General features: G+C 71.8%; 14 protein-coding genes. 9 read left to right on the plus strand and 5 right to left on the minus strand.

Annotated elements, in window-relative coordinates:
• The first annotated feature begins 42 nt into the window (after positions 1-42).
• The 3 genes from J2S57_RS08630 (at position 43) to J2S57_RS08640 (ending at position 2855) form a co-directional block, all read left to right on the plus strand.
• Positions 43-1446 (plus strand): NAD(P)/FAD-dependent oxidoreductase, encoded by a 1404-nt coding sequence (locus J2S57_RS08630; protein ID WP_307240308.1) that lies wholly within the window; start codon positions 43-45, stop codon positions 1444-1446.
• A 147-nt stretch (positions 1447-1593) separates the two neighbouring features.
• A complete protein-coding gene (locus J2S57_RS08635) occupies positions 1594-2388 on the plus strand; it encodes a HipA family kinase (protein ID WP_307240309.1) in 795 nt (264 codons plus the stop codon).
• Positions 2385-2855: a DUF3037 domain-containing protein gene (locus J2S57_RS08640; RefSeq protein WP_307240311.1), complete on the plus strand. Its 471-nt coding sequence runs from the start codon at positions 2385-2387 to the stop codon at positions 2853-2855. Before J2S57_RS08635 ends, J2S57_RS08640 begins: the two co-directional genes overlap by 4 nt.
• On the opposite strand, the gene J2S57_RS08645 is transcribed toward J2S57_RS08640, so the two are convergent.
• On the minus strand, positions 2852-3106 hold the full coding sequence (locus J2S57_RS08645) for a PspC domain-containing protein (RefSeq protein WP_307240313.1): 255 nt from the start codon (positions 3104-3106) through the stop codon (positions 2852-2854). The genes J2S57_RS08640 and J2S57_RS08645 overlap by 4 nt on opposite strands.
• Before the next feature lie 129 nt (positions 3107-3235).
• Positions 3236-3895, minus strand: a complete 660-nt coding sequence (locus tag J2S57_RS08650; protein WP_370882600.1) for a hypothetical protein — start codon at positions 3893-3895, stop codon at positions 3236-3238.
• A 27-nt stretch (positions 3896-3922) separates the two neighbouring features.
• Between J2S57_RS08650 and J2S57_RS08655 the strand changes: the two genes are divergently transcribed.
• The 4 genes from J2S57_RS08655 to J2S57_RS08670 all read left to right on the plus strand — a co-directional run bounded on the left by J2S57_RS08655 (position 3923) and on the right by J2S57_RS08670 (position 7566).
• The gene (locus tag J2S57_RS08655; RefSeq protein WP_307240317.1) at positions 3923-4099 is read left to right on the plus strand and encodes a hypothetical protein; all 177 of its coding nucleotides are present in this window, start codon (positions 3923-3925) and stop codon (positions 4097-4099) included.
• A 104-nt stretch (positions 4100-4203) separates the two neighbouring features.
• Positions 4204-4380, plus strand: a complete 177-nt coding sequence (locus J2S57_RS08660) for a hypothetical protein (RefSeq protein WP_307240319.1) — start codon at positions 4204-4206, stop codon at positions 4378-4380.
• Positions 4377-5111, plus strand: coding sequence for an ABC transporter ATP-binding protein (locus J2S57_RS08665; RefSeq protein ID WP_307240320.1), 735 nt, complete (start codon positions 4377-4379; stop codon positions 5109-5111). The genes J2S57_RS08660 and J2S57_RS08665 overlap by 4 nt, the downstream gene beginning before the upstream one ends.
• A gap of 1 nt (position 5112) precedes the next feature.
• Positions 5113-7566: an FtsX-like permease family protein gene (locus tag J2S57_RS08670; protein ID WP_307240322.1), complete on the plus strand. Its 2454-nt coding sequence runs from the start codon at positions 5113-5115 to the stop codon at positions 7564-7566.
• Positions 7567-7584: 18 nt separating this feature from the next.
• Here the strand turns inward: J2S57_RS08670 and J2S57_RS08675 are convergent, their stop codons facing one another.
• From J2S57_RS08675 to J2S57_RS08685, 3 genes are read right to left on the minus strand one after another with little or no spacing between them, the layout of a single operon-like run.
• Complete coding sequence (locus J2S57_RS08675; RefSeq protein ID WP_307240324.1) at positions 7585-8070, minus strand: glutathione peroxidase; 486 nt, start codon at positions 8068-8070, stop codon at positions 7585-7587.
• Between the two features lie 12 nt (positions 8071-8082).
• On the minus strand, positions 8083-9162 hold the full coding sequence (locus tag J2S57_RS08680) for a cytochrome P450 (protein WP_307240326.1): 1080 nt from the start codon (positions 9160-9162) through the stop codon (positions 8083-8085).
• Positions 9159-10553, minus strand: a complete 1395-nt coding sequence (locus J2S57_RS08685; protein WP_307240328.1) for an ABC1 kinase family protein — start codon at positions 10551-10553, stop codon at positions 9159-9161. Before J2S57_RS08685 ends, J2S57_RS08680 begins: the two co-directional genes overlap by 4 nt.
• Positions 10554-10884: 331 nt before the next feature.
• Here J2S57_RS08685 and J2S57_RS08690 point away from each other — a divergent pair, with 331 nt between their 5' ends.
• A complete protein-coding gene (locus J2S57_RS08690) occupies positions 10885-11238 on the plus strand; it encodes a hypothetical protein (protein ID WP_307240330.1) in 354 nt (117 codons plus the stop codon).
• Positions 11239-11261: 23 nt separating this feature from the next.
• On the plus strand, positions 11262-12038 hold the full coding sequence (locus J2S57_RS08695) for a hypothetical protein (protein ID WP_307240333.1): 777 nt from the start codon (positions 11262-11264) through the stop codon (positions 12036-12038).
• Position 12039 lies beyond the last annotated feature (1 nt).

The following is a 12039-nucleotide window of genomic DNA, read 5'->3' on the forward strand; positions in this document are numbered from 1 at the left end:
TGAGCGCACGTGGCAAGACCTTCGGGAGTGGAAAAAGACACGATGTCGAACCAGCCTGCACAGACCCGCGACGCGGCCGTGAAACCGGCCCGCGAACGGGTTGTCATCATCGGGTCCGGTTTCGGCGGCCTCTTCGCCGCCCGCAAGCTGGCCCGCACTGACGTCGACGTCACGATCATCGCCAAGACCTCGCACCACCTCTTCCAGCCGCTGCTGTACCAGGTGGCGACCGGTGTGCTGTCCCAGGGCGAGATCGCGCCGGCGACCCGCGAGGTGCTCCAGGGCCAGAAGAACGCCCGGGTGATGCTCGGAGAGGTCACGATCATCGACGTGGCCTCGAAGACGGTCACCTCGAGCACCCCCACCGGCGCCGACACGGTGACGCCGTACGACACCCTGATCGTGGCCGCCGGGGCGGGTCAGTCCTACTTCGGCAACGACCACTTCTCCGAGTTCGCGCCCGGCATGAAGAGCATCGACGACGCTCTCGAGCTGCGCGGCCGGATCTTCGGCGCCTTCGAGATGGCCGAGGTCACCGAAGACCCGGAGGAGATCCAGCAGTGGCTCACCTTCGTCGTGGTCGGCGCGGGCCCCACCGGTGTCGAGATGGCCGGCCAGATCGCCGAGCTCGCGCACCGCACGCTCAAGCGTGACTTCCGCAAGATCGACCCGACCAAGGCCCGCGTGCTGCTGCTCGACGCCGCCCCGGCCGTGCTCCCGCCGTTCGGCGAGAAGCTGGGGCGCAAGGCGCAGAGCCAGCTCGAGACCATGGGCGTCGAGGTCCAGCTCGACGTCAAGGTCGTGAACGTGGACGAGGGCGGTGTCGACGTGATCGACCCCGACGGCAGCCCCCGCCGCATCGAGGCCCGCACCAAGGTCTGGGCCGCCGGCGTGCAGGCCTCGCCGCTGGGCAAGCAGCTGGCCGAGCAGACCGGCGCCGAGACCGACCGCGCGGGTCGCGTGCTGGTCCAGGAAGACTGCACGCTCCCCGGTCACCCGGAGATCTTCGTGATCGGCGACATGATGTCGCTGAACCGTTACCCGGGTGTCGCCCAGGTGGCGATGCAGGCCGGCAAGTACGCCGCCAAGACCATCCAGCACCGGCTCAAGCACCCGGGCGGCGAGAAGCTCCCGCCGTTCGAGTACTTCGACAAGGGCAGCATGGCCACGGTCTCGCGCTTCCATGCGGTGGCGAAGATCAACGAGCGCATCCAGCTCTCCGGCTTCATCGCCTGGCTGATGTGGCTGGCCGTGCACCTGGTGTACCTGATCGGCTTCAAGAACCGGGTCACCACGCTCATGCACTGGGCGGTCACGTTCATCGGCCGCGGTCGCTCCGAGCGCACGGTCACCGACCAGCAGGTGTTCGCGCGGATGGCGCTGCACCGCGAGAAGCTGGCCACGCAGGCCGAGCGGGCCGAGACCGCGAAGAACGTCGCCTCCTAGGGGCGGACGACCACGGCGGACGGTGTCCTCACCCCTCAGGGGTGCGGGCACCGTCCGCCGTTTGGCTTGAGGACGCGCCGGGGCACCGAAGGCGCCCCGGGCACCCTGCGTGCCCCCACGCGTCCGTCAGCCCTTAATCTGACCTGCGTGCTCCGAACCGTCGCCGCGACCGCGTACCTGACCCCGTTACGGGAGGGCGGATCGCTGCCGGGCCTGGTCGAGGCCGACGACGACGGCATGTACGTGGTCAAGTTCCGCGGGGCCGGGCAGGGCACGGCCTCACTGGTCGCCGAGGTGATCGTGGGCGAGCTGTCGCGCCGGCTCGGGGTGCGGGTGCCGGAACTGGTGCGCATCACGATCGACGGGCGCACCGCGCGGCTCGAGCCCGACGAAGAGGTGCAGGAGCTGCTCAACAGCAGCGCGGGAGAGAACCTGGGCATGGACTACCTGCCCGGCTCGTTCGGTTACGACGGCATCCACTGGCAGCCGCCGGCCCCCGAGGCCGCCACGATCCGCTGGATCGACGCCTTCGCCGCGAACATCGACCGCACCTGGCGCAACCCGAACCTGCTGATCTGGCACCGCGATCTGTGGGCGATCGACCACGGCGCCGCGCTGGTGTTCCAGCACGCCTGGCCACCGCTCGAACGCTGGGCCACCCGCCGCTACGACCTGAGTGAGCACATTCTGGCCCCGGTCGCCGACACCCTGGGCCGCGCGCAGCTCGACGCCCTGGACGCGGCGCTGGCCGCGAGGATCACCCCGGAGCTGCTCGACGAGGTGCTGAACCTGGTTCCCGGAGACTGGCTGCTGACGATGAACGCGGCCATCGGCGACGACCGCGACGCGGCGGCCTGGCGGGCGCGTTACCGCGAGTACCTGCTGGCCCGGCTGACCGACCGCGCCCCCTGGCGTCCCGAGCTGGCCCCGGTGAGCTCGTGAGCACCCGCCGAGGAGGCCTGGACAGCGGCCTGAACAGCGCTCCGGCCGTGGCCAACGTGGAGAGCGGCGACGACGGCCCCCGGCCGTTCTACTGGGCCACCGTGCGCGCCGTGCCCCGGGTGGAGCGCGGGGAGTTCGTGAACGTGGGCGTGGTGCTGTACTCGCAGCACCACGAGTTCCTCTCCTGCACCCGGCAGGTCGGCGACGACCGGCTGCGCGCGATCGACCCGGCCGTCGACCTGGAGCAGCTCGACGCCGTGCTGCGCGGCATCGGCTCGGTCTGTGACGGGGCGGCGGCCGCCGGGCTGATCAGCGAGCAGCCGCTGCGGGCCCGGTTCGGCTGGCTCACCGCCCCGCGCAGTTCCGTGGTGCAGACCGGACCGGTGCACTCCGGCGTGACCGCCGATCCGGCGGCCGAGCTGGCCGGGCTGCACCGGCGCCTGGTCGCGCCGCGCCCCGAGCACTAGCTCATGGGGTGCGACGTGGGGCTCTGGTAGCTGGTGTAGGCCTGCTCCTTGGGCATGAGGAGCCAGAGCAGCGGGTAGACGAGGATCTGGCTGCCCGGGATCACGAACAGGGTGATCACGAAGATGAGCCGCATCATCGTGGCGCCGATGCCGAAGCGCTTGGCCAGACCGGCGCACACGCCGCCCAGCATCCCGCCGTGGCGCGGACGGTAGAGGCCCTGGTCGTACATGTTCCGATGAACGGTGTTCATGGTGTGGTCACGTCCTCGCTGAGTCGTATCTGAGTCCCGGTGGGCTGACTCGTCCACCCTCCTTCAACTGTGGACGACAGGCATATCGGGAATCACCCCAGACGCACCCTGAGCGACCCTTACCCGGCCTCAGACCGCGTCGTCGAGCCGGACCCTGATCTCGCCCCCGAGCTGGGCCCCACCGACCAGGGGCAGCTTGTCGCCGCTCCAGAACCGGCCGGGGTCGTACCAGCCGGGCGCGCGGTCTTCGGGCAGGAGCCCCATGGCCTGGTAGGTCATGGCGACGATCTCGGCGCAGTAGGCGGTCTCCAGGGCCACGGCCTCGTCGGTGCGGCCGGCCCGGCGCAGGGTGCGCACCAGTTTCTTGTTCGCCACCCAGCGGCCCATCAGGCCGACCGTGCTCGGGAAGGGTGTGCCGTCCATCCGGGCGATCGTGCGCAGCACCGCGTCCTCGGCCTCCCGGCCCACCTCCGGGTCGAGCTGGCGGAACCACGCGCGCTGCCGGTACTTGGTCACCCAGGTGGTCACGGCGGCCGACAGGTCGTGCAGCTGGGCGCCGCGGCGGTGCTCGCCGACCCAGACGTCGGGGAGGGACCGGCCGAGCTCGGCGTGCCACATCAGCGGTGGCAGGTCTTCGAGGACCACGGCCATGCCCACGTGGTTCACCGGCGCGTTGGTGAAGGCCTGGATCGCCCGGTCCGCACTGCTGCGGCCGCGGAAGAGCCAGACGTCGCCGGTGCGGGTCAGCGCGGCGGCCTGGGACAGATGAAGCGGCTCCTGATCACGCATGTCTGGCACGCCCCATACCCTAGGCCGATGGCGAAGAAGCAGCGCATCGCATGGTGGAAGCTCCTCGGTCTGGCGGGCGCGGCCGGGGTGGCCGCGGGTGGGGTCCTGGTGGTGCGCAACGAGCGGCAGCGCAAGTCGTACTCAGCCGAGGAGATCCGGGAGCGGCTGCAGCAGCGGCTGAACGAGGCGGCTCCGGAGGAGTAGTGCCTGCTGTACCCCCGATCCGGCAGTAGCCGGGATCGGCCGGGAGGGGTCGTCGTCCCTAGCGTTTCCGGTGACGGAAACCCCTCTCGGACAAGGAGAACGTCATGACGGAGAACACCCCGGTCATGGTTCGGGCGGCCTGGCTGGCCGTGGTGCTGGGCGTGGTCGGCAACTCGGTGGCCTCGGTCGCCGGTGACCTCCTCCTGCTCAACCTCGCCTTCGGCACGCTCACCGCCGTCGGTGTGGTCACGCTCGTGCTGAACTGGATGCGCCGGCGATGAGCGTGGTCACCCTGGCTCCCGCGATCCGGCTCACCGGGGTCGCCAAGGAGTACGGCAACGGCGTCGTCGCCCTGCAGCAGGTGTCCCTCGACGTGGCCCCGGGCGAGTTCGTCGCGATCATGGGCCCCTCCGGCTCCGGCAAGAGCACGCTGATGCACTGCGCCGCCGGGCTGGACACCCCCAGCCGGGGCGAGGTGCTGATCGGCGGCACCGCGATCGGCGGGCTGAGCGAGACCCGCCGCACCGAACTGCGCCGTGAGCGCATCGGTTTCGTGTTCCAGTCGTACAACCTGGTGTCGTCACTGACGGTGCGCGACAACATCACCCTGCCGCTGCGGATGGCCCGGCGCACTCCCGACGAGGCCTGGGTGGCCGAGCTGATCGAGCGGGTCGGGCTGAGCGACCGGGCCGGTCACCGGCCGGCCGAGCTCTCGGGCGGCCAGCAGCAGCGCGCGGCGATCGCCCGGGCGCTGGTGGCCCGGCCCGCGGTGGTGTTCGCCGACGAGCCGACCGGTGCGCTCGACCTGCGGGCGGCCCGGGAGGTGCTGGCGCTGCTGCGGACGACGGTGGACGACCTGGGCCAGACCGTGGTGATGGTCACCCACGACCCGGCGGCCGCCGCCCGTGCCGACCGGGCGCTGGTGATGGCCGACGGCCGGATCGTGGAGACGCTGTCCGTCCCGAGCGCGGCCGACCTGGCCGCGAGCCTGATCCGGGTCGGGGAGGTCTGAGATGTTCTACGTGGCACGGAAGATGGCGCGCCGCCGGATCGCCTCACTGGTCGCGGTGACGAGTGCCGTGGTGGGCGGCGCGGCGCTGATCACGGCGACCGGGGTGCTGGGCGAGTCCGGGTTCCGTTCGCACGCACCGGTCACCCGGCTGGCCGGGGCGGACATCCTGATCGGGGCCGACCAGACCTTCCGGCAGGACGCCGGGGAGGCGTTCCCGCTGCCCGAGAGAGCCTCTCTGCCCGGTCATCTGGTGGCCGAGCTGAACAACCAGCCGGGTGTCGTCACGGCCGCCGGTGACGTGAGTTTCCCGGCGGCGGTGCTCACCCCGGGTGGACAGCCGGTTTCGGTCCAGGACGCGTCGGTCGCCGGGCACGGCTGGTCCATCACTGCTTTCGTCGGGCCCACCACCGGTACCGCCCCCTCCGGGGCCGGGCAGATCGGCGTCGGCCAGGCCCTGGCCGAGGCGACCGGCCTCGGGATCGGTGACACCACGCGGGTCGTCGCCGACGGGGTGACCCGCAGCGTGCGGGTGACCTCGGTGGTGAGCGGGAACGACGCGGGCATCTACTTCGCCGACTCCGAGGTCGCCGCGCCCGACCTGGTGGCCCTGAAAGTGGCCTCCGGCGAGGTCGGCCCGACGGTGGACGCGTTGCGCGCCACGTACCCGGACCTCACCGTCGCGGGTGGCGACGAACGGGGTGACGTGCTCGACCCCGAGCTCGGCGCGGCCCGCACGCTGCTGACCGTGCTGGCCGGGTCGATGGCCGGGATCACCCTCGTCCTGGTCGGTTTCGTCGTGGCCGGGGCGCTCGGGGTGTCGATCGACAACCAGCGCCGTGAGCTCGCCCTGCTGCGGGCCGTCGGGGCGACACCGCGCCAGATCCGCCGTCTCGCGGCGGGACAGGCCACGGTCGCGGCCGTCGTGGCCCTGGTTCCCGGCCTCGCCCTCGGCTACCTGCTGGCCGACCAGGCCGGCCGGATGCTCGTCGGGCTGGGCATGCTGCCCGACGACCTGCCGCTCAGCTACAGCCCGCTCCCGGCTCTCGGCACCGCCGCCCTGCTGCTGCTCACCGTGCAGGTCGCCGCGCGCGGCGCGGCCTGGCGGGTGTCGCGGCGCCCGGCCACCGAGGCCGTCGCCGAGTCCCGCACCGAGGCCCCGGCCCCCGGGCGGGTCCGCAACGGCGCCGGTCTGCTGCTCATCGTGGCGGGCACCGGCCTGGCCGTGATGCCGCTGGTCTCCCGCTCGGTGGTGGCGATCTCGGGTTCGGCGCTGGCGGGCATCATCGCCTCGATCGGCCTGGCCCTGGCCGGCCCGACCCAGCTGCACCGGCTCACCGCCCGGCTCCCGCGTCCGTCCTCCCCCACCGGCTGGCTCGCGGTCTCGAACCTGCACGGCTACTCACGGCGTTTCGCCGGGGCCGTCACCACGCTCGGCATCGCGGTGGTGTTCGTGACCACCTACGCCTTCACCCAGACCTCGCTGATGCGGGCCCAGTCCGACGACACCAGAACCGGAACCACGGCGCAGTACAGTCTTTCGGCCCCGGCGCTCGGCGGGCTGCCCGGCGGTGTCCTCGGCGAGGTGCGTTCCCTCGACGGGGTGCGGGGCGCGGCCGAGGTCCGCAACACCACGCTGCTGCGCAGGTACTCGATGCTGGGCGACGACGAGGTGGAGAGCTCCTCGGCCCTGGTGCTGGGAGCCGGGGCCTCGTCGGTGCTCGACCTCGGTGTCACCGACGGCACGCTCGACGACCTGACCGGCGACACGATCGCGGCGGGCGCCTCGACCCGGCTGGAGGTCGGTGACGAAGCCACGCTGTACCTCGGCGACGGAACCCCGGCCACGGCCCGGGTGGTCGCCGTGTACGACCGCGACCTGGGTTTCGGGCCCCTGGTGGCCTCCCCCGACCTGGTCGCCGGCCACCTGACCAACGGGCTGGTGACGTCCGTCCTGGTGAGCACGTCGTCCCCCGACGCTCTTTCCGCCTACGTCTCCACCCACCCCGGGCTGGTGCTCACCGACCCGGACGCCACGTCCACCGGCCCCCGGGGCATTCCCGCCGACGTGTGGATCAACCTGGCCGCGATCGGGGTGCTGCTGGGCTACCTGCTGCTCGGCATCGCGAACAAGCTGGTGGCCGCGACCACGGCCCGCCGCGCCGAGTTCGCGACCCTGCGGCTGAACGGCAGCACGGTGCGGCAGATCCGGGCGATGACCCGGCGCGAGGCCGGCCTGATCACGGTGACGGCCGTGACCGCCGGGCTGGGCCTGGCCGCGCTGCCGATGCTGTTCCTCGGGCTGGGGCTGCTGGGCCGGCCCTACCCGGCGGGCCCGGTCTGGCTGGTGCCGGTGACGGTCGCGGTGGTGGCGCTGATCGGATTCACCAGCATCGAGCTGGCGACCCGGCACGCGCTGAGGCTGCCTCCGGCGGAGGCTCTGGCCGAACGCGACTGACCGGCTGCGGTCGGGGCTCTAGGGCAGCTGGGCCTCGATCGCGCTGATCACCTCGGCGGCCTCCGGGTCGGTGCGGGGACGGAACCGGGCGACGACCTCGCCGGCCGGCGAGATCAGGAACTTCTCGAAGTTCCACTCCACGTCACCGGCCTCGCCCTCGGCGTCGGGCTGCCGGGTGAGCTGCTGGTAGAGCGCGTCGCGGCCCTCCCCGTTGACCTCGGTCTTGGCCAGCATCGGGAACGTGACGCCGTAGGTGCGCGAGCAGAACTCCTCGATCTCCTGCGCGCTGCCCGGCTCCTGACCCTTGAACTGGTTGCAGGGCACCCCGATCACCGTGAAGCCGCGCTCGGAGTAGGTCTTCTGCAGACGCTCCAGCCCCTCGTACTGCGGGGTGAGGCCACACTTCGAGGCGACGTTCACCACGAGCAGGGCCTGACCGGCGTGGGCGCCGAGGCTGGTGGGTTCACCGGACAGAGTGGTCAGGGGGATCTCGTGAAGGCTCATGCCCTCACGTAATCACAGGGCGACGGGCAACTCGTCAAGGGCGTGGAAGGTGGCCGAGTCGCGCCAGCGCGGTTCCGGGTCGAGGGGGCGGGCCCGCGGGTGGCGCCCGAAGAACCGGGTCAGGGCCTCCTCGGCCTCCAGCCGGGCCAGGGCGGCGCCCAGGCAGAAGTGGATGCCGGTGCCGAACCCCAGGCCGCCCGGCCCCTCACGGGTCAGGTCGAGGCGGTGGGCGTCGGGCCAGCGGCGCTCGTCACGCCCCACCCGGTCGAGTTCGACCAGCACGGCCTGGCCCGGGCTCACGTGGGTACCGCCCACCTCGTGATCGGCCACCGCCGTACGCCCGATCACCCGCACCGGGCCCTCGAGCCGCACCAGCTCGTCGACCGCCCGCGCCGGGTTCTGCCGCAGGGCCGGCAACTGGTCGGGGTGCCGCATCAGGGCCAGGCCACCGCTCGCGATCAGGTTGGCGGTGGTCTCGTGCCCGGCGGCCAGCAGCAGCACACAGGTCGACATCACCTCGTCGACGCTCAGGCCGGTGCGCAGCAGCTGGCTGATGAAGTCGGTGCCGTCGCCGCCCTTGCGCGCGGCCAGCACCGGGGTGAGGAACATCGTCACCTCGATGCCCGCCGTCATCGCGGCGGTCACGTCGTCGGCCGTCGGGTCGACCTCGAGAAGCCGCACCAGGTCGGGGGTCTGCTCGAGGAACACCTCGGCCCCCTCCACCCCCACGTCGAGCAGCTCCGCGATCACCGCCAGCGGCACCAGGTAGGCGAAGTCGGCGAGCAGGTCGACCGGGCCCGGCGCGTCGTCGAGCTGGTCGAGGCACGAATCGACGATCGCGGCGACGCGCCCCCGGAACGCCTCCACCGCACGGGCGCTGAAGGCGGGCGCGACCAGGCGGCGCAGCCGGGTGTGGGTGGGCGGGTCGGTGAAAAGCATGATGGACGCGGGGTTGCCGACGGCGTCGGACGGCACCAGCGGGCTGTTGGCCGGGTCGCTGCTCCAGCCCGGCGCGCGCAGCACGGCATTGGCCTCGTCGAAGCCGCTGACCCGGAAGGCCCCGACCGACGCGTCCCAGGTCACGTGGCTCACGAAAGCCCCTCCCGGTAGGCGGCCTCGAGTTTGCCGTAGGCCGTGACCGGCTCGGCACCGAGGTCGAGCTCGTCACGGATGCTGCGCCAGTCGCCCTGCGCCCGCAGGCCGGCCAGCACCGACGTCAGCCCCAGATCGATGCGGGTGAGGGCCACGTACTCCCCCGGCAGCGCGAGCTTCTGCACCACCGCGGAATGCGGCCCGCGCGGCGAGAACTCGAGATCGACGATGCGCGCGGCGAACTCGGGCGTGTAGGTGAACGGCTGATCGCCGAGCACCGGGGTCAGCGCCTCGCGGGCCCAGACCAGCATGGCCTGCGCGTCGGGCGGCTCCCCGGGCACGAAACCCTGCTCGGTGTAATGCCTCAGCAGATCGTCGGCCCGGCCCTCGACCGCGGCCTGCACGGCCCGCACCATCCACTCGACCTGATCGTCGCGCCAGGACTTCACACAGCCGAAGTCGAGGAAGGTGACGCTGCCGTCGGGATGGAACAGGTAGTTGCCCGGATGCGGGTCGGCGTTGAACCGGCCCATCCGGCGCAGGCTGCCCAGGGTGAAGCGGTAGATCGCCTCGCCCCACTGGTTTTTCAGCTCCTGGTCGGCCTCGCGGGCCTGGGCCCAGCGCAGGCCGTCGCTGCGGTCCATGGTGAGCACCCGACCGGTGCTGAATTCGGGCAGCACCTCGGGCACCCGGGCGAACGGGTGGCCGCGATAGGCGTCGGCGAAGATCTGCTGGTTGGAGGCCTCGGTGAGGTAGTCGATCTCCTCACCGATGCGCTCGGTCACCTCGGCCGCCAGGGCGCGGGCGTCGGTGCGCCCCAGATCGGGCAGCACACCGCGGATGACCTGGAAGAACGTGGCCAGCAGCTCGGCGTTGGCGAGGTCGGCACGGATCGCCTCGTCGACCCCGGGGTACTGGATCTTGACCACCACGCGGCGCCCGTCGTGCGTGGTGGCGGCGTGCACCTGACCGATCGAGGCCGCCGCCAGGGGGTGCGGCGCAAACTCCGCGAAGACCTCGTGCGGCGGCGCCCCGAGCTCGGCGGTGACCACCCCGGCGGCCAGCTCGGGCTCCATCGGCGGCGCATCGTCCTGCAGGCGCGCCAGGGCGGCCTGGTAGACCGATTGGCTGCTGCCCTCGACCATCGACCCGAGCGAGACGAACGACAGGATCTGCCCGGCCTTCATCAGCACGCCCCGGCTGCGACCGAGCGACTCGGCGTAGCGCTCGGCACCCCGTTGCCGCACGCCCGCACGGTCTTTTCGGCGCAACGCGGAGATCACCGCCTCACCGGCCGTGCGACCGGTGAGGGCCACCAGTGGTGCGGCCCGGGCCACGCGGCCGGTACGGATGCGTCCGGCGTCCTGTCGGGAGTCGCCACCTGTGGTCACCGCCTCAGTCTCACCCACCTGGCGGACACGTCAACCCGAGCTGAATCCCCTTGTCGGCAAAGCCATCTCGCCGCCCCCTGGGGCGAAGGAGCATCCCACTCCACCCGATCAGGCCAAAACCGACTTTGTTCCCCAAAACCCTGCGAACGGGTTCTGCCGCGGGTTAGAACTCAAGACATGCGAAAACTCGAACCCGTGTCAGCCTGCGCCCGGTGCCGCAGGAGATCCGTTTCTCGCTGACCACCGACTGCCCGGCCGACGCCACGATCCACTGCTGCTACACGGCGAAGTCCCCGGGCGGTTTCCCGTACATCACCTGTCGACCTACCCGATGGCCAGGCGATGTGGAGGAGGGCGACCGCGCCCCCGGATCTCGTCCGCCGGGAACCTGCCGGCCGGGGTCGTCGAGGCGACCGCGGGCAGCACCACGGCCAAGAAGGGCGACCGCATCAGCTTCGACGCCGTCATCCAGCGCGCGGACCGGGAATCCGGCACCCGGAAGCAGTTCTCCCGGCACGAGCTGCTGGACGTCCAGTTCCGCCCGGCCGGGACAACGACCTGGACCACCGTCAGCACCGGCTACAACGCGACCGCGACCGGGAGCGGCGACCACCGACTGCTCCACCCCGGCGACAAGTCCAGTGCCCAGTCCGCCGGCCCCGCCCTGCCCGTCACCGTCAGCTGATCATCCCTGGAGGGGGAAATACCGTGCGCTTCCTGAAGACTCCCGTCCTGCTCACCGTCGCCGCCGCGACCACGGCCGCCACCGCGTTCGTCGCGAGCCCGGCCACCGCGGCCGCCGAGTGCGAGATCACCGACGTGCCGACCACCGTCGTCATCGGCACCGGCACCACGCTCAACTCCCTGGTGCCCACCACCGACTGCCCCGAGGGATCACCGGTCGAGTTCAGCTTCACCGCGGGCTGGCCCGAGGGCGTCCCGTACAACTGGCAGGGCGACAGCGCCTCGATGGTCACCTACGTCGGCGCGGCCAGGCCCCTGCACCGGGAAGACGGCCAGTACCCGTTCGAGATCCGGCCGGTGGCGGGAAACATCGCGGCCGGTCAGCCGTTCCGGGCCAGCTGGAGCGCGTTCGTCGACACGGGCCGGGAGAACTGGAAGGACGGGGAACCGACCCTCGACCACGAGGGCACGCTCACCGCACTGAGGGCCACGCAGTTCACCGCGGTGTCGGCGTCCGCCACCACGGTCGCCGCGGGCGAGCAGGTGACGTTCGAACCGACCGTGCAGCGGGCGGACTGGGACACCAGGTCCTGGAAGACGTTCGACGCCGGCTGGACGGCCTACGACATCCAGTTCCGCGCCGAGGGCGCAGACGGCTGGACGACGGTCAAGGAGAAGACCGGTGGCTTCGTCGAGTTGTACGTCAACCCGGAGACCTCCGGCGACTACCGGCTCAAGTACCGCGGTGACGTCGTGAGCGCCCCCTCGTACAGCGAGCCGATCGGCATCACCGTGTCGTAAT

Source organism: Kineosporia succinea, from assembly GCF_030811555.1.
GTDB classification, from domain to species: domain Bacteria; phylum Actinomycetota; class Actinomycetes; order Actinomycetales; family Kineosporiaceae; genus Kineosporia; species Kineosporia succinea.